The sequence below is a fragment of the Pseudoalteromonas sp. Cn5-37 genome (assembly GCF_021532495.1).
Taxonomy (GTDB): domain Bacteria; phylum Pseudomonadota; class Gammaproteobacteria; order Enterobacterales; family Alteromonadaceae; genus Pseudoalteromonas; species Pseudoalteromonas simplex.
Genome location: NZ_JAKGBA010000001.1, coordinates 327,387 through 349,655, shown reverse-complemented (window position 1 = coordinate 349,655; position 22,269 = coordinate 327,387). Strand labels below are relative to the sequence as shown.

Below are 22,269 nucleotides of genomic sequence, written 5' to 3'. Positions count from 1 at the left end.
ATGATTGAGCTTCTGTTTTTACTTTTACCCGTTGCAGCCGGTTACGGTTGGATAATGGGTAAAAACAGCGCTAAAAACCAAGCTCATCAGCTTAATCGCCAAATTACCTCTGAATATTCTAAAGGCCTTAAATTTCTCTTAGACAGAGAAGAAGACCAAGGCTTAGAGCATCTTATTAATCTACTCGAAGTTGCCGCTGATTCTGTTGAACACTATTCAACGCTAGCCACTATGTTCCGCCGCCGTGGCGAACTTGACCGCGCCATTAAAATTCATGAGCTGCTATTAAAACATCCAAGTCTTGATGAGCAACAAGCTGCAACCAGCCGCTTAGAACTTGCTGAAGATTACATTATGGCAGGCTTGTTAGATGGTGCAGAAGAGCATTTAGTATGGCTTGTTAAGGCAGGCTATAAAGAAGCGTTAGAGCCTATTATTAATCTTTATTCACAAACCCGTGAATGGGAAAAGGGCATTAACATGTACGAGGCCCACAGTGAGTTGTTCACTAAACCTCAGCATGTAAAAGCGATTGCAAATTTTTACTGTGAAGCAGCCTTACAAGACAATGATACGCAAATTATGCGTAAAGCTATTAGCTTAAACCATAAAGCTATTCGCCCATTGTATGAGCTTGGTCACAGTGCTTTCACCAAAGAAGATTATGTAAAAGCAATTTACTATTGGCGAGAGCTGATTAGCCAATTTACGTTTTTTGCGCCGGTATTTATTGAAGAATTGGCGCTCAGTTATCAAAAACTTAATTTAACGCATCAGTTTTACGAATTACTCAATGAACTGCTCGATAAAGGTGGCGTATTAATAAAAATAAAACATTGCCAAGCTTTACTTGAACAAGGCCACATCGAGCAAGCAATTAAATTTTTAACGGATAGTTTAAAGCGTCATCCGACTATTCGTGGCTTTAGCTTTTTATTACAGCTACTTGCTAAACAAAACAACGATATTAAAGATGTACTCGATCAAATCGATAAGTTAGTTACGTCTTATATCGCAACCAAACCTGATTTTCAGTGCCAACACTGTGGCTTTACCAGTCATACCATTTATTGGGTATGTCCATCTTGTAAGCACTGGGAAACAATTGTTCCAAGCCGTGGCATAGACGGTTTTTAATTCATATTAGTCCATTAGTTTTTAGGAAAGTTATGTCTGTCGAAGATTCAAAAAAAGTATTAATTGCCCTTGATTATGATGATCAACAAACAGCTCTTGCGTTTGTAAAGCAATTATTGCCTGATACGTGTCGCCTTAAAGTAGGCAAAGAAATGTTCACGTATTTTGGTCCTAGCTTTGTTAAGGAACTAATCGACTTAGGTTTTGATGTATTCTTAGACCTAAAATTTCATGATATTCCAAACACAGTGGCTAAAGCTGTGACAGCAGCTGCAAAAATGGGTGTATGGATGGTTAACGTGCATGCCTCTGGCGGCGTTGAAATGATGACCAAAGCAAAACAAGCTTTAGAGCAGTTTGGTGATGATGCTCCATTACTGATTGCAGTAACTGTACTAACCAGTATGGATGCCGCAGAGCTTACTCGTTTAGGTGTAGATAAAACACCTGAAGAGCAAGTGATTTACCTAGCAAAACTTGCCAAAGAATCAGGCCTTGATGGGGTAGTGTGCTCAGCACAAGAAGCGAAAAAGCTAAAAGCAGAACTTGGCGCAGACTTTAAACTGGTTACTCCGGGTATTCGCCCAGCAGGCAGCGATGCAGGCGATCAAAAGCGCATCATGACACCAAAACAAGCCGTTGAAGATGGCAGCGACTATTTAGTTGTAGGCCGCCCAATCACCCAATCGGCAGACCCAGTTGCAACACTAAAAGAAATTAACGACTCACTAAAATAACCTTCATTATTTTAAAATAGTTTCTAAAGAGCATTGTATGTGTGATTTATATCGCGCTAAATACAGTGCTCTTTTTGTATGGCTAGCTTAAGTCAGCGAAAGAAAACATATTAAGCGTGTTAATGTTAAGGTCTCAGCTTTAGCCCGATGTAAGATGTTTTTGTGCAAGTAGGAAAACATAGTTATGGTCAATACGTATTCCATTTTGATCATTTGCAAATAATGAGTGTTTATAAATTAGTTAAACACTGTTTTTTAACTGTCATAATTCATGGTAGTTAAATTACATGCCTTATTCTCGGTATGTAAAATTCTTGAATTTTCGCTTTACCTTTTTTTAGAATTAAGTAACTGACTTTTAATCTATTTTGCTCTGCTATTCTCGTTTAATGAAAAATATTGATTCTCGATTAAGTAAATTCTCGGTATTGGGGTGACGAATTTTTATTGCCACCCATCTCAGAAGTTAGTAAGTTGATAATGTTATTATAAATTTAAATATATATTTACTTAGATTAGGGTAATCACTTGCGAGTGTTTATCGGTATTTTTGGTAAAATGTTGTTATGTGCTTTAATAAGTCTGAGCATAACTCAAGCGAGGAGAAAGTAATTTGACATTAGATGGATATAGAAAAGAATTTGAACAATCTTCAAACAGATCTATTTCAATGCCGGTTGCTGGAGCCATTATTTGGGGTTTAGTTGGGCTTTTAAGTACACAATTTAGCGCAAATATTTCTATATATATTCTACTTTTTGCAACAGGCGGTATTTTTCCTATAGCTTTATTAATTGCTAAATTTAGAAAAGAGAACTTAGTTTCCTCATCTAACCCTTTAGCAAAACTAATGGGCTTATGCATAATTATGGTTAATCTTCTTTGGGCTGTCCATATACCATTACTTTTAAATGCACCTGAATTTGTTCCTTTGAGTTTAGGCGTTGGCTTAGGACTTCATTGGGTAGTTTATTCTTGGATCGTTAACCATCCTGTTGGCTTAATACATGCTGTGTTAAGAAGCATTTTAATTGTAGCAGCTTGGTATTTATTTCCTAACAGCAGTATTTTAGCTATCTCTTGTGTTATCGTTGTGACTTATTTAATTAGTATTTATCAAATGTTAACTAGGGATATAGCAAGCACATAGCAAGCCAATCAAGATGGAAATTTACAGTGTACTGTTTTCGCCCCGCTCAACTATTTTATTTAGCAAACTATAAATTTCCCCTTATTGGGGCGTTATAGCACGGGTTGTATCACAAATATTAAGCTCGGCCGTGGCAGTGAATATGCTTCAAGGTTATTCGTAAGGAAAATATTAGTACATGGAAAAATTTCTTCTCGCAATTTTAGTAATTCCACTCCTTATTGGGTTTGTAATTTTTTCTGTTAATTCAGTCTCTGAGTTTAGTAAATCATTAGAAAATTGTTCTCATCCATTGCTTGTTAGATGTTTCCCATTTTTATTTCTAACTAATAACTTCTTCAATTCAATTGCGATTTCACATAAAAAAGAGGCTTTTAAAAACCTAGGACTGGCTTTATTGTGCTGGCTAAGCGCAGCTGTTATTTTGTATGTTGCCCATCAATTCCAATATGTATAAGAAGTTAATGTATAACGGTGGGCTTGAGTAATGAACTGATAGATAGTCAGAGTCCTATTTGCGGTAAGTTCGAATTAGTATTTTGCCCATGTGATGCTACTTATAAACTTATTTTGCTATTGAAAAAATAGTAATCTTCTAATTAAGGTTTTAGGAGAAACCGTTGAAGATGGCAGCGACTATTTAGTTGTAGGCCGCCCAATCACCCAACCGGCATACCCAGTTGCAACACAAAAAGAAATTAACGATTAACTAAAATAACCTCGTTATTTTAAAATAGTCTTTAAAGAGCATTGTATGCGTGATTTATATCGCGCGTTATACAATGCTCTTTTTGTTTGTTGGCAATTTGAAAAATACTCTAGGTTATCTACAAGCGAAAATCTGATGATCGAGCCAACTCGTTTTTGGACAGAAACCATTTAGCACTTCGAAAGATAACGCCGCAAATAAACGATAAAAAATAGTTGGCTATAATTTGTGAGGTAGCTAACTGTTTTTTGTTCACCATTTAATTTGTTTTGTTAAGTGCGATGTTGATCAATATCGTGACCGCAGTTGTAACACTTTGACGTTGGTAAACGATATTTGAAAAAGCCTAGTACAATTTGATTTCGTGAGCATTTTTGGCAGGTATAACCCAACGCTTTAATTACTAATAGAATAGCAAGCACCATGCTACCGATATAAACGGGGTTAACAAAGAAGTCATCAACGGTAGTCACTTGGAATTGGAAGCCTATGATACATAACAATAACAAACCTAAATATATTTTAAACTGAACACTACGCTTCAATTTTACCTCACTTTCACCTGAGTACCAACGCTTGCAGCAGCGGAGAGCGAAGCGAATCCGCTGACTGCACTTGTTAGTGATTAATTCTCCCCAACAAGTCGAAGACTTCCTGAACGACCATATCTGGCTCATCTTTCTGTGGGAAATGGTAACTCTTGTTTGTTAATACAGCCTTTCCTTGTGGAAATGCGTATGCCCATTCAGAGTGTAATTCTCCCCACATTTCCCGAGCTTCATCTGTAAAAAAGAGTAATGGAGGATTTTCATATTTTTTTATTGATGCAATGACTGTTACAGGAATGTCCTGTATTTCAGGATAACTGGGCAGTGGTCGTTTAGCCCAGAAATCTAGGTATTGGTTAGACATTCCGTTTTTCATATCGTCCAGTTTCACTTGAGCAATTTCTTTTTCTGCTTTAGTAAGATCAATTCTTCTCATAATATCAACATCATGTTCTGAAGCTGGCTCAACTAGCATTAACCCGGAAATCCATTCGGATAGGTAGCAGCAAAGCGTCTAGCGATGTAAGCGCCATATGAATGGGCCACATAAACTACTGGTTTTTTAATGTGAAGAGCTTCAAGAACTAAACGGGCCTCTTCAGCATACTCCTCAGAGCTATAATTCTTCACAACGTGCTCTGAGCCACCGTTTCCAATCCGAGAGTAACGAATAACACGAGTGTTTTTGGCAAGACTTTTGAAAATAGGGTCCCAATCAGATAAACCTGCTGAACCTCCAGCCTCTAAGAATACGGTATGTTTGCCATTACCAGACATCTCGTATTCGACATCATATCCATTTACCGTGACGAAACTAGGCTTGGCAAAAACAACCACTGGAACAAAAAGACTAAAAAGCAACCACGCAGATTTCATTTATTCTCCTTAAACACTAACATTTTAGTATTTATGCGACACGCAGTCTGTGTTGCATAATCGCTTGTTGGACTGAGCCGCTACCTGCTTGGTGTGACAGAGTTGGTGTTGTTTATGCTATGGGAATTTGCTTTTTGGTGGTTCTCACTTTCGTAGCTAATTTAATCAGCTTAGCTAGTGTTATGTATGCTTTCCCTGCATTGCTCAGCGCTTATTATGTACTCATTACACCTAAATTTGCCTTAATAAGCAATTATATTTTTTACTCGTTTAGAAGCCGCAATCTGAGTTCTTAATAACTGATTTTAAGCATTTTCGCTAGCTCGTTTTGGGGCAAAGGCGAGCTATATTTTAACTCGCCGATGGACAGAAATAATTTAGCGCCGAAGGATAACTCTGTGCCAAAAGCGGATCTTCACGCCGTTGTAACCAGCTAAAAATAGTTGGCTAGAATTTTGTTAGGTACAATCAAAGCCAAATATTTTTTGTCCGTGTTAACAGCCTTGTTAGCAATTTTTACATCGTTCTCTGAAACACTCTTTCATCCTCACCCAAAGAGAGCATTTTCAATGCAATGACTTGCTTATTTTTATATATTGCTTGCAGTCTTGCTTCAGTAAACGCTTTAAAAACAATTGTCTTTTTATCAAGTAACTCAATTTCAAACGCCGGATCATTTGAATATTGATAAAAGAGTTTACCACTTTTTTGGAATATCTTGCGCTCTCCAAACGTACCTACTATCTGATTGAAATCACTCTGACTTGGCTGGTATTGGCTCGATTTTGCTTTAACCAATGGATAGACCCATTGATGCAAACCAAGGTTTTTACTATTACTTTTGATTAAGGAATTAAGCACCTCTGCATAAGCAACATAAAATGCATTATCACTATTTGTTTCAATATTTGGTTTCACCCCCTTTCTTTCCCAGTTGTCATTTGTTCTTGGATCTACAGGTCGTGTGGATGGTAAAGTGAGAATATAATCATTATTTACTATTTCAGTACTTCTACCATGAGCGGCGCCAGCAGTTACCTCTCCAACAATGGTTGCTCTATTCAAACTTTGCATTGAATAGCTAAAGCCTTCTGCAGCGGATGCAGAATTACTGCTGGTGAGGATATAAAGTGGAGTATCTTTAAACCTAGGACCAGGTACATATGGCGAAGTCCAATCTTGCGTTTGAGTTAACACACCGTTTTCACGGCTTTCAAAAGTTGATAAATGGACTGTATCTAGGTCAAAGAAGTAACTTGCTAAGGAAGTCACCATAAATGGACTACCGCCATAATTGTTCCTTAAATCAATAATGATACCATCGGCATGCTGTAAAAATTTCATCGCATTTTCAAGCGTCTCACCTCCTAAGTGACTGTCAGAGAAAGCTCTTATATCGAGGTAACCAATATTGCCATCAAGCAATTCAACCTTTTTAAAACCATAGTTGTCTATAGGAGTCTCCATGACACGACTATCAGCAAACGCCTCAGTTTGTGCTGACGAACGATAGTCTTTCAATTCACTAACCCAATTTGGATCATAAACAACAGAAAGATGTTTATCATTTGCAATCTTGTTTAATTCCAAGGTCATAAATTCAGCAATATCTTCAGATGACTTTTGACGTTCACAACCAGATAAAAATACTTGCGAACGTATTAACTGAGCTAACCTTGTTGCTGTATTTTCAATGACGTAGTTATCTTCAAGTTGTTTGGCAATATTTTGTGACACATCATGACAATCTGCAGCGCTGACATAATTGCATAGAACGAGTGAGCTAACGATGAGGGGTTTAAAGACTTTATTGTTCATATTTTCCTGAAATTTTAATTATTGTTTTTTAATAACGTTCGAACACACCAAAAGGGGTTAAAAGATTTTTTAAATGCTAAATTAAATTGCTAACGCCGCCCTAAGCGGTGAGTAATAGTTGGCTAAACTGTGAAGCGAAGCGGAACCGAGCCAACTGTTACGAATCCGACTTTAAGGCCTTGTTAGGGCACGTTATTTAAAAAACATATGCTTGATTTAGTGTCTCTCCGCAACCACCAGACCGACATTCGTAGTTAATGTCAACAATCATGTCATCTCTCAGAGTAACTTCATAATTGCTGCCACAATATTTACCCGAAAACTTATTAATTTCTTCAAAATAAAATGAATAACTTCTAGAAGGATATGAGGCTACTTTTGTCAATATTATCTCTGCATTTCGGCTCATTATTACAATACCTTCACTGGAGTCAGCATCATCTATGACTTTAGGCTAGAAGAGCAGCCTGCAATAGCGACGATTAAAAATATGGTGAGGAATCACATAGTGCCCTAACAATTTTCTAGTGCGCTCGCCGCGCATCTTTGTGCCGATGTTTCACGCATGTATTAATGAATTTATTTTTAACAAATAACGTAGTGCATTGCCAACTATAATATTTTTATTGACGCCTAAGGTATTCATAAAAAGAATATTAGCTCGTAGCTCATTTTCTTGACTATGGGAGAGCAACAAAACAGTATATTAATACAGTTATTTATGTCATCACCAACATAAAAGCTAGTGGAATATCTGATTATGGAGTAGAGCCAATATCATTAGATGAATAAAAATGTATCTGATAGCTCATAGCCGCCCTTAGAGCATTTACGTTAACTCGTTTTGGGGCTGAAATCAGTTAAACCGAGAAGTAGCTTATTGAACAATGCCTACTTTCACTTTTAAATGAAAAAGACTCAAAATAGATTTAGAAAATTTACAGCAATCAAAACTATAAAAATAAAAAAGAGTAAAGCGTTCACTTTACTCTTTCAGATAATTCAATATCTTGTTAACTCGCAACTCGCAACTCGCAACTCGCAACTCGCAACTCGCAACTCGCAACTCGCAACTCGCAACTCGCAACTCGCAACTTATTTCAATCTAATCGACGTTGCTTCAATCTCGATTAAACCTTGCTTAAACAAACCGCCAATGGCTTTTTTGTAGTTTGCTTTACTGGTTGAGAAAGTCTTTTTAATTGCTTCTGGGTCTGACTTATCACCTAAGTGAAGTACGCCGCCTTCTGCTTTTAATTTTGCTAAGATTTTTTCGCCTAAGTCGTTTACTTTGCCCATGCCTGGCTTTTCAAGTAGTACGTCGATTTTGCCGTCTTCACGTACTTTTTGAATAAAGCCTTTTAAGCGCTGGCCAACAAATAGCTTTTTAAATACCGTGTTGTAGTAAACAACGCCAATGTGGGCTTCGTTTACAAGTACTTTGTAGCCAAGGTCTGTTTTACCGGCAACGATTAAGTCAACTTCTTCCATTACTGAGTACGTTGGTTCTTCTTTCGATAAAAATTTATTAAAGTTGCTCGATGCACAAATACGTTGGCTGGCATTATCGAGATATAAGCGTACAAGATAAGAAAAGCCGTCTTTCATTTTTGGCTTTTGTTCGTTGTATGGCGCTAGTACGTCTTTTTCGAGGCCCCAATCCATAAACGCACCGGTGCTATTGATTGCTTTAACACGTAGTAGGGCATATTCGCCCACTTCAGCTAAAGGTTTTTTTGTGGTACCGGTTGGGTGACCTGCGTGATCTAGGTAAATGAATACTTGCACGCTGTCGCCAGCTTCTAGTTCGTAATCAATTTCTTTGCTTGGTAAGAATACTTCGCCTAAATCACGGCCATCTAAATAAGCACCTTCGTTAGACATTTCGTTAACGAAAAGGGTTTGTGTGGTTCCTAAAATACTCATTGTTATTCCTGTTCTGGCTTTTTCTTACGGCGCATTGGAGCAAAACCATCTACATCAATTGGTGCTTGAATAGGGGCTTTAGGCTTTTTAGGGGCTGCTTTGCGTTTTGGTTTTGCAGGTTTTGCAGCCACTTTTTTCTCTGCTTTTTTCCAAACTGTGTTTGGTTTTTTCTCGCGCAGACCTTTAAATTTACCAACAAGGCCGTCAACGGTGAAAAAGCTTAATTCATCATTTAAAAATGCTTTAATTGCTTTGTAGCTTGGCCAATCTTTCGGGCCCACTAATGAAATAGCAGTTCCTTTAAAGCCTGCGCGACCAGTACGACCAATACGGTGCACATATTCTTCAGCATGCTTTGGTAGGTCAAAGTTAATTACGTGGGTCACGCTTAATAAATCAAGACCACGTGATGCAACATCAGTGGTGATTAAGATTTTAAAGTTTTCACGGCTAAAGGCATCCATAATTTCAAGGCGCTTTGCCTGTGTTAAGTCACCCGCAAGTGCTTGCGCTTTAAAGCCTTTATCATTTAATAGCTGGCTTAAACGTTGAGTATCTGCACGTGTTGCGGTGAAAATAATGCATTGGCCAACATTGTCTTGTTTTACAAAGTGCTCAAGTAGGGCTTCTTTGTGATCTAAGTGATCAGCTAAATAAAGTTGCTGAGTAATGTCACTATGTTGCTCGTTTGATGCACTTAACAGAATTTGTTTTGGTGATCGTAAAAGGTTACGTGACAAAGCATCAACTTGTGCATGGTCAAGGGTTGCTGAAAACAATAACGTTTGGCGTAAACGGTGATCAGCAAGCTCGTTAATCATTTTAACTTGATCGGTAAAGCCTAAATCTAAAATACGGTCAGCTTCATCAAAAATTAAAAGCTCTAAGCCTGAAAGCTGTAATGAGCGTTGACTCAAATGGTCAGCTAAACGCCCTGGTGTGCCCACCACAAAATGTGGGTCTTTACGAAGAGCCTTTATTTGGTCATTAAAGTTTTCACCACCCAGTACTTTTACAGCACTAATATTTGTACCGGCAATTAATAGCCTTAATTGGCTGTACACTTGGGTTGCTAATTCGCGGGTAGGCGCAACGATTAAAACGCGAGGGTCGCGTTTACTGAGTGCTTTTTGTTTCATTACGCGCTGTACAGCAGGTAATAAAAACGCCAGCGTTTTGCCCGATCCTGTTTTTGACTGTGCAAAAATATCATGGCCTGCGATAGCTGTTGGTACCGCGTGAGCTTGAATGTCAGTGGGCTGGGTGATGCCTTGATGCGCAAGTTGTTTTTCGAGGCGTGTATCAATCCCAAGTTCAGTAAAATGCAATGCGTAATCTCCGATGAGCAAAATTTGTAAATCCTGTTCATTATAACGCACTTGCCTCACTTGGAGACAGTAAAAACACAGCTATTTCGCATCAGTTTTTGCAATTATCACTAATTCGCGTAAAATACGCGCCCTCAATGCGCCGGATTTGCGATTCGGTTAACGCCCCACATGGGCATTTAAAGCAAAAGGTAAAACCATGACTGCTGTTCATAAAGACAATGTAACTAGCGAGCACTTTGTTGTTTGCGCACTTTACAAATTTGTAGCCCTTCCTGATTTTGAAGCGATTCGCCAACCACTACTAAAAGTAATGGAAGACAATGAAGTACGCGGTACTTTGTTACTTGCGGCTGAAGGTATCAACGGTACTGTTTCTGCTAAACGTGAAGGTATCGATAACCTACTTGCATGGTTAGATTCACAACCAAACCTAGACAACATTGTGACTAAAGAGTCATATGATGATGAATGCCCGTTCTACCGTACTAAGGTAAAACTGAAAAAAGAAATCGTAACTATGGGTGTTGAAGGTATCGACCCACGTGAAGTAGTGGGTACATACGTAAAACCAGCTGATTGGAATGCATTAATTTCAGACCCTGAAGTGATTCTTATCGATACACGTAACGATTACGAAATTGAGATCGGTACTTTCCAAAATGCGGTTGATCCAAACACGAAGACATTCCGTGAATTCCCAGCGTGGGCGAAAGAAAACCTAGACCCAGAAAAGCACAAGAAAGTTGCTATGTTCTGTACCGGTGGTATTCGCTGTGAAAAATCAACTGCGTACATGAAAGAGCAAGGCTTTGACGAAGTATTCCACCTTGAAGGCGGTATTCTTAAGTACTTAGAAGAAGTACCAAAAGAAGAAACCATGTGGGAAGGTGAGTGTTTTGTATTTGATAACCGTGTAGCGGTAAATCACGATTTACAAAAAGGCTCTTACGACCAATGTCATGCGTGTCGTATGCCTATCACTGAAGAAGAAAAGCAAAAGCCTGAATACATGGAAGGTGTATCGTGTCATCACTGTCACGACAGCCTAACAGAAGAGCAACGTGCCCGTTTTGCTGAGCGTCAAAAGCAAATCGAATTAGCACAAGCGCGTGGTGAAGGTCACATTGGTAACGAAGCGCAAGAAGTTCTTCGTAAGCGTAAAGAAGCCAAAAAAGCGCAAAAAGAAGCACAGCGCCAACAGTAATTGTTAGCTTTATGAATTGATAGAAACCCCAGCATAGTCTGGGGTTTTTTTATGCCTATTCAAAAGGAACAAATAACTAATCAATCTGATTGTGTAGAGGTGTCCATAGCAAGCGAAGCACACTTAAAAGAGGTCGATTCATCACATTGTCGTTTCTAATTAGAAAACAAAGGCGATGTATGGGTTTATTTCACCTTGGCTAATTGTTTATTAAACGAAGTCAGCTTTTTATTGATCACAAAGCTGTTACACTTCGTAACAATTAAAACGATTCTTATTTAGGTGAAATTTTGACAATTGGCAAATTACATACATGGACTTTAATTGCCTGTATTAGTTGTGTTTCCGTCGCTGAGGCGGCTAATGTAGTTGTAGAATCAGTGTCTGTTGAAAAGTCTAAACAACAGATAAAAGCAGTGGGTAATGCAGAAGCGATTCACTCAGTCACTCTTTACCCAGCCGTTGGGGACAGAGTCACCGCTGTTTACTTTAAACCAGGCGATAACGTTGCCAAAGGTGACTTACTATTAGAGCTTGATTCACGTAGACAAAAAGCAGCGTTGATCGAAGCTGAAATTACTTTAAAAGATGCTGAGCGCACCATGAAAAGGCTTGAAGAAAGCCACGCCCGTGGTGCGGTGCCGCAAAGTGATTTAGATGATGCGAAAACACTTTATGAGCTTGCAAAAGTCCAGTTAATGCAAGCCAAAACAGAGCGTGAAGACCGTGAAGTACGTGCTCCGTTCAGTGGTGTTATGGGTTTAACTGACGTCGAAGTAGGCGATAGGATCACAACCCAAACAGCCATTGCCACTATCGATGATATTTCTGAGCTTTATATCAATTTTAATGCCCCAGAAGCCGCTATCTCAGTGCTTAAACAAAAATCATCGGTTGAAGTGGTGCCTTGGTTAGGCGATAAAGCTTACACGGCTAAGGTGGCAGAGCTTGATTCGCGTATCAATGCGCAAACCCGCACACTCAGAACAAAAGCCAAACTTGACAATAATGCTCAGCAATTTATGCCGGGTATGAGCTTTCGTGTGCACATAAATATTCTAGGTGAAGAGCTTGCTGTAGTACCCGAAGCAGCCATGATGTGGGGGGCATCAGGCCCTTACGTATGGAAGAGTGTCGATAAAAAAGCCACACGCGTTGATGTTAAAATTGAGCAGCGTTTAGCAGGGCGTTTACTAGTCTCTGGTGGCTTAAACGAAGGTGACTTATTGGTGACAGAAGGCGTTCAGCGCCTAAGACCTAATCAAGAGCTTAATTTCATCAATGAAGTGCAGCTAGCCAAGGAGTAATGATGAAACAGCAACCTATGATGGAAGACTTGCCATCAATGGCGATACGTCGCCCTGTTTTAATTGTGGTACTTAACTTACTCATTATTATTGCCGGTATCGCTGCAATAGCAGGGGTTGAAGTACGTGAGCTTCCTGATGTTGATAGACCACGTATTACTGTATCAGCGTCTTTCCCTGGTGGTTCACCGGAGACCGTAGATACCGAAGTAACTAGCAAGCTCGAAGGGGCAGTTGCGAGGGTAAGTGGTGTAAAGTCGATTCGTGCTCAAAGTGAAGAAAACAATGCTCGTATTGTGGTTGAGTTTCGCCCCGGTGTTAATTTAGATGATGCTGCAAACGAAACGCGAGAATCGGTAGCCCGTGTGCAGCGAGAGTTACCCGAAGAAGTTGAACGGGTATCAATTATTAAAGCCGATAACGATGCCGAAGCGGTTGTATCGTTAACGGTATCAAGTGATAGCTTATCCCTTGAGGCGTTGACAGAGCGTGTTGATGTTGACTTAGCCCCGCAGTTTTTAACCATTCCTGGAGTTGCCGATGTTCGCTTAAATGGTGACCGCGAACGGGTGCTTAGAGTGCGTATCGACCCACTTAAGCTAAGCAGCTTTAACCTTACGGTACCAGATATTGCCAACGTACTTCGCCAAGCTCCCTTTGATGTACCTGCGGGTAGTTTAAAATCAAGCGATCAACAGGTGATCGTTCGTGCTGATGCAACGTCAATCTCTGCTGAACAAGTAGCCGATATCATCGTTCGAGATGATACCCGTATTGGCGATGTTGCGGCTGTTTACTTTGGCCCAGCTGATCCGCGTTCGTTCGTGAGGCTGAATGGTACACCTGTGATTGGTATGGAAATTATTCGTCAGGCGCAATCTAATACCATTGAAATTTCAGATGAAGTGCTAACTTTAATCGAACGTATGCGAGTGCGTTTTCCTGAAGTGGAATTTACTTTAACCTCTGATGATGCTCAGTTTATCAGAAGCTCAGTTGATGAAGTTATTAACTCACTTTTACTAACCGTGCTGTTAGTGGTGATCACACTGTGGGTGTTTATTGGCTCATGGCGCGCAACGCTGGTTCCTGCATTTGCGATACCTGTTGCATTAATTGGCTCTTTAGCACTTATTTGGGCGCTTGGTTTCTCAATTAATATTCTTACCTTACTTGCACTCGTGTTAGCTACTGGCCTAATTGTAGATGATGCCATTGTGGTAAGTGAAAACATACAACGTCAGCGGGGCTTAGGTCTTGGTCGTCGTGCAGCTGCAGTGGTTGGTACCCGTGAAGTTTTCTTTGCTGTTGTGGCAACAACCGCCGTATTAGCTGCGGTGTTTGTGCCTATCGCTTTTTTACCATCAACAGCAGGGCGACTATTTAGAGAGTTTGGTGGGGTATTAGCTGGCGCTGTGATCATTTCAAGCTTTGTTGCGCTGTCTTTGGTCCCTGCGCTGACATCAAAACTGAAATTAAAGCAGGGCGGTTTTCATCCATTTGCAAAAGTTGGCCATGTGTTAGCCGCTGTTTATAAGCGCACAATACACGGTGTACTTGAGCATGCATGGATTACCTTCTTTGCATGCTTGTTGGTTGCTGCAGGCTCTGGGGCACTGTATTTCAATCTAGATAATGAGCTATTACCAACAGAAGATCGCGGTAAAATTCGTATTTTTGCTCGTGGTCCAGATGGTGTAGGCTTGAACTTTATGGACAGACAAGCGGTGCAAATGGAAGATATCTTACTGCCGTATGTTGAAAGTGGTGATATTGAGTCTATTTACACTGTGGTTGGGCAGTGGGACCCAAATATTGTATTTATTACTGTGCCGCTAAAACATTGGGACGAACGTCATTTTAGTCAGCAAGAAATTATCAATAAAATACGTGAACCTTTAGGTAATATTCCTGGTGCGGCTGGTTACCCAGGTGGTTCAAATAGTTTGAACTTGCGTGGTCAAGGCGGTGGTATTGAGCTTGCCTTATTGGACCAAGACTACCTCGAGATATTTAAAGCTGCGCAAGACTTTTCTGCTGAAATTGAAAAAGCAGTGCCAGAAGTGGCACCTGTGCGTATTTCATATCAGCCGTCACAGCCACAATTACGGGTTAATATTGATAGACGTCGTGCTGAAGAGCTTGGCGTATCGCTCAGTGATATCTCCGTAACGTTACGTGCTGCAATCAATGGTGATGATATTGCCGATTTAAACATTGGTGATCAATCAATCCCGATTATGTTGCAAGCACAAAACCAAACTATCACTAACCCAAGCGATTTAGCTAACTTGTATGTTGGTGGCCGTAATGGTCAATTAGTTCCATTAAGTAGTGTGGCAACCATTACTGAAGAAGGTGTTGCAGCAGAGCTTGAGCGCCACGCGCAGCGCCGTGCTATTGAACTGAGCATGGAAATGCCAGAGGGCGTAACTATTGCTGAGCTGGTTACAAAAATCCGTGATATATCAGAGCAATCTCTGCCTGCGGGTATCAGTTTGGCGTTTAAAGGTGAGGCATTAACCTTTGAAGAAACCGCCAATGAAGTATTAGTGACCTATGTTCTGGCCTTTTTAATTGTTCTTCTGGTATTGGCAGCGCAATTTGAAAGTGTGAATAGTGCGATTGTTGTTATGATCACTGTACCGTTTGGTATTACATCTGCGATTTTAGCGCTGTATCTAACAGGTACATCATTAAACATTTACTCGCAAATTGGTTTAGTGATGCTGATTGGTCTAATTGCTAAAAACGCCATCTTGCTGGTGGAGTTTGCCGACCAATTACGTGACCAAGGCCGCTCGGTTAGAGTGGCGGTAGAAGAGGCCGCATTAGTGCGCCTTCGTCCAATCGCGATGACGCTAGTTTCAACTTTATTAGGTGCATTACCACTTATTTTATCTACCGGTGCAGGGGCTGAGGCTCGTAACGCGATTGGTTGGGTAGTATTTGGTGGTTTAGCACTGGCGGTGTTATTTACCCTCTATTTAACGCCTGTTATTTATCTTGGTTTAGCTCGCTTTACTAAACCAAGAGGTGATGAGTCGAAACTTCTGGCAGAAGAGTTAGAAAAGGCTTAATCCAACTTAATTGGCTATTTTTTCTTTGAAAAAATAGCCAATTACCCTCACAATTAAATCAAATGTTTAAAACTAGGTACGCGTATGCAAGCCGAACACGTCGATATCGCCCAATTTCTTTCTGATCACGCTCCCTTTGATGATCTTCCTGAAGAGGCGGTAAATAAACTCGCATCACAAGTCGAAATCGCTTATTTTCGCGCAGGCACTGAAATACTAAATTATGGCGAGGATATCGCTGATTTATTTGTTATTCGAACAGGTGCTGTAGAGATATATCGTCGTGATGGTGATCTATACAACCGTTTAACTATCGGCGGCATTTTTGGGCAAATGGGCCTTCTGATGAACCGCAAAGTGCGCTTTCCGGCAAAGGCACTCGAAGACACCTTAGTTTATTGCATTAATGTTGAGTTGTTTAATCAATACTGCGACGAATACGAAACATTTGCTGACTTTTTTGAAGCCGATGGTAATGTGCGCCTTCATCAGGCAATTGTTGAACAGGCAGACAGCAACGATTTAACAACCGCCAAGGTCAAGTCGCTTCTTCATCGTGATGTTGTCACTGTGGCAAAAGATGCCTCTGTGCAAATGGTTGCGCAATTAATGACGCAAGAGTCGGTATCGTCTGTGCTTGTTACTGATGCCGATAAACCAATCAGTGATGATCCTGATGATGACGACGGCCAAGTTGTTGGCATTATTACTGACCGTGACTTACGCACCAGTGTAATTGCTGAAGGGTTAAGTTACGAAGCGCCAGCTGCGCAAATAATGCAAAAAGACTTAATACTACTCGATAGTAATGCCTATGTGTTTGAAGCTGTACTGGCCATGCTCAGAGATAACATTCACCACCTGCCTGTGGTTGTTAAGAAAAAGCCGATTGGCGTTATTTCGTTATCGGATATTTTACGCTACGAGTCGCAAAGTAGCTTATTGTTAGTGCGCGGCATATTAGCTCAGCAATCGGTTGAAGATTTAGCTCACTATGCAAGGCAATTACCTAATGTATTTGTTCGTATGGTTAACGAAGATGCTAACTCTCACATGATTGGTACCGCAATGGCTGTAATAGGGCGTACCTTCAAACAGCGCTTACTTGATTTAGCTGAAGAAAAGTTTGGCCCGCCACCGGTTCCTTATTGCTTTATCGCTTTAGGTTCAATGGCGCGTGATGAGCAATTAATTGTGACCGACCAAGATAACGCTATTATCCTTGATAATAGTTTTAACGAGGAATTACATGACGAGTATTTTCAGTATTTGGCTGATTTTGTTTGTGACGGTTTAGCTGAATGTGGCTTTAAGTACTGTGAAGGTGAAATTATGGCGTCATTTAAAAAGTGGCGCTTAACACGGGAACAATGGAAAGAGAAATTTGCAGGTTGGATGGCCGAACCTAAACCGCAGGCTTTATTACATAGCTCGATCTTTTTTGATTTAGACGGTGTTTACGGTAAAAACAAATGGGCCGATGAGCTCAAACGCTTTATCGCAACAGAAGGGCGTAAGAATAAACGTTTCTTGGCAAACCTTGCTGCGAATGCGCGTAACAGAACGCCGCCTTTAGGTTTCTTTAAAGATTTTGTGTTAGAGCATAATGGCCAACACAAGCGCTCTATGAACTTAAAACGCCGCGGTACTGCACCTTTATCTGACGTAATACGCGTGCATGCATTAGCGATAGGCAGTCGTAAACAAAATTCATTCGAGCGTTTAGAAGATATTATCGAAGCTAAACTACTCCCTGAAGGCAAAGCACAAGATTTACGAGACGCCTTAGAATACATTGCCATGATCAGAATTAGACACCAAGCGTGGCAAATAGAAAAGCTTGATGAAGCGCCAGATAACGACTTAGAGCCTCATTTACTTTCTCCTTTTGAGCAGCGCAATCTTAAAGAGGCGTTTGCCATTTTAGATAAAGCGCAGAATTTCCTAAAATTCAGATACTCTGCTAACTCAGGGATGAAGTAATGGCAAAACAAGGCGCAAAACTTGATTGGCCGACTCGGTATCAAGAGTTATTAGCACAGAGCAAACAGCCGCTAATCAAAGCGTTTTATGGATCAGCTATTTGTGATTTAAGCACACCAATTAGTGATGTTCCCTTAGTAGCACTTGATTTTGAAACAACCGGTCTAAATTATCAAAATGACGATATAGTCAGTGTTGGTTTAATTCCATTTAATACCAAGCGTATTTTTTGTAAAGATAGCCAACATTGGATTGTTCAACCAAGGCGCAAGCTTGCTGAAGAGTCGATTGTTATCCATGGTATAACTCACTCAGAAGTGAGCGATGCACCTGACTTTTCAACGATTATGGAGCCTTTGTTAGCAGCATTAAAAGGCAAAGTGATTGTGGTGCATTTTGCTCCCATTGAACGGCACTTTTTATATCAAGCGTTGCAAGCCCGTTTAGGCGAAGGGCTTGAATTTGCCGTTATAGACACGCTAGATCTGGAAACGCGCGCACTTAAAGCAAAGCAGGGGTTACTAGGGCGATTATTTAATTCTAAGCTTGATTCTGTGCGCTTAGCAGACTCTCGCATTCGTTATTCGTTACCAGCGTATCAAAACCACAATGCGCTTAATGATGCCACAGCCACCGCAGAGCTGCTACAAGCGCAAATAGCTTACCACTACCGCCCAGATACACCGCTCAGCGAATTACTCATATAGCATGCTTAGCACCGATTTTATGTGGGGTATTTGAATTTGAGCAAAGCTTATAAATAAAAAACGCCGCAAAATGCGGCGTTTTTTATTATTTAACGGCAGGTTTAGTGTCTTGGTTCTGTTCGTAAGCCAAGGATTAAACTCACACACATTAATAGCAATACAAAGGTAAACGGCAAGCCCGTAGATACGGCGCCGGCTTGTAAGGCCTCGATTGCTTGTGTGCCTCCAATCCAAACAAGTGCAGCTGCAATCGCACCCTCGATTGTAGCCCAGAAAATACGTTGTGGCACTGGTGCGTCAACTTTACCACCAGCGGTGATTGAGTCGATTACTAATGAACCTGAGTCAGATGACGTAATAAAGAACACGAGTACTAGCACAATTGCAATGAATGAAAGCACTTGCGACATTGGCAGGGCTTCAAACATTTGGAACATAGCTAGTGGTACATCAGTTAAGCCTTTTTCACCAAGTACACCTACTTTATCAATCACTTGTTCAATAGCGATACCACCATAAATTGACATCCAGAAGATAGTCACAACAGTAGGAACTAGTAATACAGCAATTAAGAACTCACGGATTGTGCGGCCTTCAGATACGCGTGCAATGAACATACCTACGAACGGTGACCATGAAATCCACCAAGCCCAGTAGAATACAGTCCAGCCATGCATCCATGTTTCATCTTCACGACCATGAGGATTACTCAGTGGAATAATGTTTTCAACATAACCCATTACTGTATTGGGAAGGTTGCCAAATGCTGCAGAAAACCCAACAAGTGCAACAAATACGAGTAATACAAAAGCGATAAGCATGTTTACGTTACTAAGCAGTTTTACACCACCGTCGATACCGCGAACAACAGAAATAACAGCTAGTAACGTCACACCAATAATAACGCCTATTTCTAAGCCAATTCCGCTATCAGTACCAAATACGTGATTAATACCAGCAGCGGCTTGTTGTGCGCCTAAACCAAGAGATGTTGCAAGGCCAAATAGAGTGGCAAGTACAGCTAGAATATCAATAAGGTGGCCAGGCCAGCCCCACGCTTTGTCACCTAAAATTGGGTAAAAAATTGAACGAATAGATAACGGCAAACCTTTGTTATAGCAAAAGAATGCGAGTGAAAGCGAAACAACCGCGTAAATTGCCCAAGGGTGTAAACCCCAGTGGAACATAGTTGCACCCATTGCCAGTTTAGCGGCTTCCGGCGTGTTTGCTTCAACACCAAGTGGTGTTTCGTACCAACCTGTAAAGTAGGCGACAGGTTCTGCGACGCCCCAAAACATTAAGCCTATACCCATGCCTGCAGCAAATAACATTGCAAGCCAAGAAATACGTGAATGAGTTGGACGTGCTTCTTTACCACCTAGTCGGATATTACCGTATGGTGAAACAATTAACGCTAAGCAAAACAATACGAATAAGTTTGCTGACCACATAAAAAAGCCATCAAAGTTATTAATAATGTCGTTTTTAATTCCATTCAGAGTTGTTTTTGCTGTTTCAGCATCTGAAATAAGTGTTGCCACTAAGAATAGTGCAATTAATCCAGCACTAATGCCAAATACAGGGTTGTGCACATCAAAACCCCATTTTTGTACATTGTCCTGTCCGACAGTGTAGTCGGTATTGTCGATACTGTACTTGTCATGATGTTCGCTCATGAATACCTCTTGTTGTGATTATATTTAGCAGAGAGCTAAACGGCCGGTTGGCACAAGCTTGGTTATTACTATTTTTACGTATCAAACCCAAAAATAGTTTGTAGACGAACTAAATTTGTACCAAAGTTTAGTCTTTAGTGTAGGAGTTCGAAAAAAAATGTAAATGGTTTTGTCCCTAAATAGCCGAATAAATGCAGTTTTTTAGGTTTTTTGTTGTAATTGTGAACAAATTAGGCAGCGAAAGGAATAATTTGATGACAGTATTATTTCAAAGCAAATTATTTCAATTGAGAGGAAAGTGCTGCAAACACAGGGCTTGCAGCACAAAGTTACTACTTTTTGTAAGCGTCGTTATGAACGCCAGCAGCACGACCTGAAGGGTCAGCATTGTTCTGGAATGATGCATCCCAAGCGAGTGCTTCAGGAGTAGAACAAGCAACAGATTTGCCATGCGGAACACATTTTGCGGCGGCATCGCCAGGGAAGTGCTCTTCGAAAATACTACGATAGAAATACGCTTCTTTAGAATCAGGCGTATTGATCGGGTATTTGTATTTTGCATTAGCAAGGTCTTGATCGCTAACTTGTTCGTTCACATACTCTTTTAAAGTATCAATCCAGTTATAGCCTACGCCATCAGAGAACTGCTCTTTTTGACGCCAAAGCACGTCGTCTGGCAGGTAGCCGTCGAACGCTTCACGAATAATGTGCTTTTCGATTTTACCGTCTTTACACATCTTCGCTTCTGGGTTGATACGCATTGCTACGTCTACAAATTCTTTATCTAAGAATGGCACACGCGCTTCAACGCCCCATGCTGCCATTGATTTATTCGCACGCAAGCAATCGAACATATGTAGTTTAGACACTTTACGGTTAAGCTCTTCATGGAACTCTTGCGCATTTGGTGCTTTGTGGAAATAAAGGTAACCACCAAATAGCTCATCAGCACCTTCGCCCGACAACACCATTTTAATACCCATGGCTTTAATCTGGCGCGCCATTAAGTACATCGGCGTTGAGGCACGAATAGTTGTTACATCGTACGTTTCAATGTGATAAATCACTTCACGTAGGGCATCAATACCTTCTTGAATAGTAAAGTGAATAGGGTGGTGAACCGTACCAATCATATCAGCTACTTTTTGTGCAGCTGCTAAATCGGGTGAACCCTCAAGACCCACAGAGAATGAATGCAGTTTTGGCCACCATGCATCAGACTCATCATTATCTTCGATACGTTTTGCTGCAAAACGCTGTGTGATAGCTGAAATTACCGATGAATCTAAACCGCCTGATAATAGAACACCGTAAGGTACGTCACACATTAATTGACGTTTAACAGCAGCTTCTAAGCCTTCTTTAACATCGCTTGATTTAGCTTCGTTGTCTTTTACTGCGTCATAGCTTTGCCAATCGCGGCTGTAATACTTACGAAGTTGACCATCTTTGCTCCACAAGAAATGACCCGGAGGGAATTCTTCAATATGTTTACAAATTGGCGATAATGCTTTTAATTCTGAGGCAACATAAAAGTTACCATGTTCATCATGACCTGTATAAAGGGGAATAATACCGATATGGTCACGACCAATTAAGTAGGCATCTTGCTCTTCGTCGTATAAACAAAACGCGAAAATACCATTTAAATCGTCTAAAAACTCAGGGCCTTTTTGCTTATATAAAGCCAAAATAACTTCACAGTCTGACTGAGTTTGAAAAGTAAAATCAGTTTCTAAGCTGGCAGCGAGCTCTTTGTGGTTATAAATTTCACCGTTAACAGCAAGGATATTTGTACGCTCAGGGTTGTACAAAGGCTGTGCACCACTCGATACGCCAACAATCGCTAGACGCTCGTGGACTAAAATAGCTTTATCTGATGAATACACGCCAGACCAGTCTGGCCCGCGGTGCCTTAATAGTTTTGACATCTCAATTGCTTGGCTACGCAATTGAGCGGGATCAGATTTAATATCTAATACCCCAAAAATTGAACACATAGTGACTCCTCATTCCAAATATGTGCGCAGTTAACAGAATTTATATAACTGCGAATGTTTGTTTTAACAGAAATAATTAC

15 protein-coding genes and 1 pseudogene are annotated in these 22,269 nt (G+C 40.5%); 9 read left to right on the top strand and 7 right to left on the bottom strand.

The window, feature by feature from the left end; genetic code table 11:
- The 4 genes from lapB (at window position 1) to L1266_RS01640 (ending at window position 3,481) form a co-directional block, all read left to right on the top strand.
- Window positions 1-1,137, top strand: coding sequence for a lipopolysaccharide assembly protein LapB (gene lapB, locus L1266_RS01655; RefSeq protein WP_058585078.1), 1,137 nt, complete (start codon window positions 1-3; stop codon window positions 1,135-1,137).
- A gap of 32 nt (window positions 1,138-1,169) precedes the next feature.
- Entirely contained in the window at window positions 1,170-1,874 is a 705-nt protein-coding gene (pyrF, locus tag L1266_RS01650; protein ID WP_235376681.1) for an orotidine-5'-phosphate decarboxylase, read from the top strand.
- 613 nt (window positions 1,875-2,487) lie between these two features.
- Window positions 2,488-3,024 carry a DUF7010 family protein gene (locus L1266_RS01645; RefSeq protein ID WP_199529662.1) on the top strand — a complete coding sequence of 179 codons (537 nt, stop codon included), beginning with the start codon at window positions 2,488-2,490 and terminating at the stop codon, window positions 3,022-3,024.
- Between the two features lie 178 nt (window positions 3,025-3,202).
- Window positions 3,203-3,481: a hypothetical protein gene (locus tag L1266_RS01640; RefSeq protein WP_235376680.1), complete on the top strand. Its 279-nt coding sequence runs from the start codon at window positions 3,203-3,205 to the stop codon at window positions 3,479-3,481.
- 524 nt (window positions 3,482-4,005) lie between these two features.
- Here L1266_RS01640 and L1266_RS01635 read toward each other — a convergent pair.
- The 5 genes and pseudogenes from L1266_RS01635 to L1266_RS01615 all read right to left on the bottom strand — a co-directional run bounded on the left by L1266_RS01635 (window position 4,006) and on the right by L1266_RS01615 (window position 10,229).
- A complete protein-coding gene (locus tag L1266_RS01635; protein WP_235376679.1) occupies window positions 4,006-4,278 on the bottom strand; it encodes a hypothetical protein in 273 nt (90 codons plus the stop codon).
- Window positions 4,279-4,351: 73 nt separating this feature from the next.
- A pseudogene (locus tag L1266_RS01630) lies at window positions 4,352-5,157 on the bottom strand (alpha/beta fold hydrolase).
- 516 nt (window positions 5,158-5,673) lie between these two features.
- On the bottom strand, window positions 5,674-6,975 hold the full coding sequence (locus L1266_RS01625; RefSeq protein ID WP_235376677.1) for a S41 family peptidase: 1,302 nt from the start codon (window positions 6,973-6,975) through the stop codon (window positions 5,674-5,676).
- Between the two features lie 1,095 nt (window positions 6,976-8,070).
- Entirely contained in the window at window positions 8,071-8,901 is an 831-nt protein-coding gene (locus tag L1266_RS01620) for a CvfB family protein (RefSeq protein WP_138619464.1), read from the bottom strand.
- 2 nt (window positions 8,902-8,903) lie between these two features.
- Window positions 8,904-10,229, bottom strand: a complete 1,326-nt coding sequence (locus tag L1266_RS01615; RefSeq protein WP_054551932.1) for a DEAD/DEAH box helicase — start codon at window positions 10,227-10,229, stop codon at window positions 8,904-8,906.
- Window positions 10,230-10,428: 199 nt separating this feature from the next.
- Between L1266_RS01615 and trhO the strand changes: the two genes are divergently transcribed.
- The 5 genes from trhO (at window position 10,429) to L1266_RS01590 (ending at window position 18,513) form a co-directional block, all read left to right on the top strand.
- Window positions 10,429-11,436 carry an oxygen-dependent tRNA uridine(34) hydroxylase TrhO gene (gene trhO / locus L1266_RS01610; RefSeq protein WP_055197229.1) on the top strand — a complete coding sequence of 336 codons (1,008 nt, stop codon included), beginning with the start codon at window positions 10,429-10,431 and terminating at the stop codon, window positions 11,434-11,436.
- 290 nt (window positions 11,437-11,726) lie between these two features.
- Window positions 11,727-12,743 (top strand): efflux RND transporter periplasmic adaptor subunit, encoded by a 1,017-nt coding sequence (locus tag L1266_RS01605; protein ID WP_268841509.1) that lies wholly within the window; start codon window positions 11,727-11,729, stop codon window positions 12,741-12,743.
- Window positions 12,744-12,745: 2 nt separating this feature from the next.
- Window positions 12,746-15,823, top strand: coding sequence for an efflux RND transporter permease subunit (locus L1266_RS01600; protein WP_235376675.1), 3,078 nt, complete (start codon window positions 12,746-12,748; stop codon window positions 15,821-15,823).
- A gap of 84 nt (window positions 15,824-15,907) precedes the next feature.
- Entirely contained in the window at window positions 15,908-17,806 is a 1,899-nt protein-coding gene (locus L1266_RS01595; protein ID WP_235376673.1) for a DUF294 nucleotidyltransferase-like domain-containing protein, read from the top strand.
- Window positions 17,806-18,513 (top strand): 3'-5' exonuclease, encoded by a 708-nt coding sequence (locus L1266_RS01590; RefSeq protein ID WP_235376672.1) that lies wholly within the window; start codon window positions 17,806-17,808, stop codon window positions 18,511-18,513. The genes L1266_RS01595 and L1266_RS01590 overlap by 1 nt, the downstream gene beginning before the upstream one ends.
- Before the next feature lie 101 nt (window positions 18,514-18,614).
- On the opposite strand, the gene L1266_RS01585 is transcribed toward L1266_RS01590, so the two are convergent.
- Window positions 18,615-20,189, bottom strand: a complete 1,575-nt coding sequence (locus L1266_RS01585; protein ID WP_235376671.1) for a BCCT family transporter — start codon at window positions 20,187-20,189, stop codon at window positions 18,615-18,617.
- A gap of 332 nt (window positions 20,190-20,521) precedes the next feature.
- Entirely contained in the window at window positions 20,522-22,189 is a 1,668-nt protein-coding gene (gene asnB, locus L1266_RS01580; RefSeq protein ID WP_138619474.1) for an asparagine synthase B, read from the bottom strand.
- Window positions 22,190-22,269 lie beyond the last annotated feature (80 nt).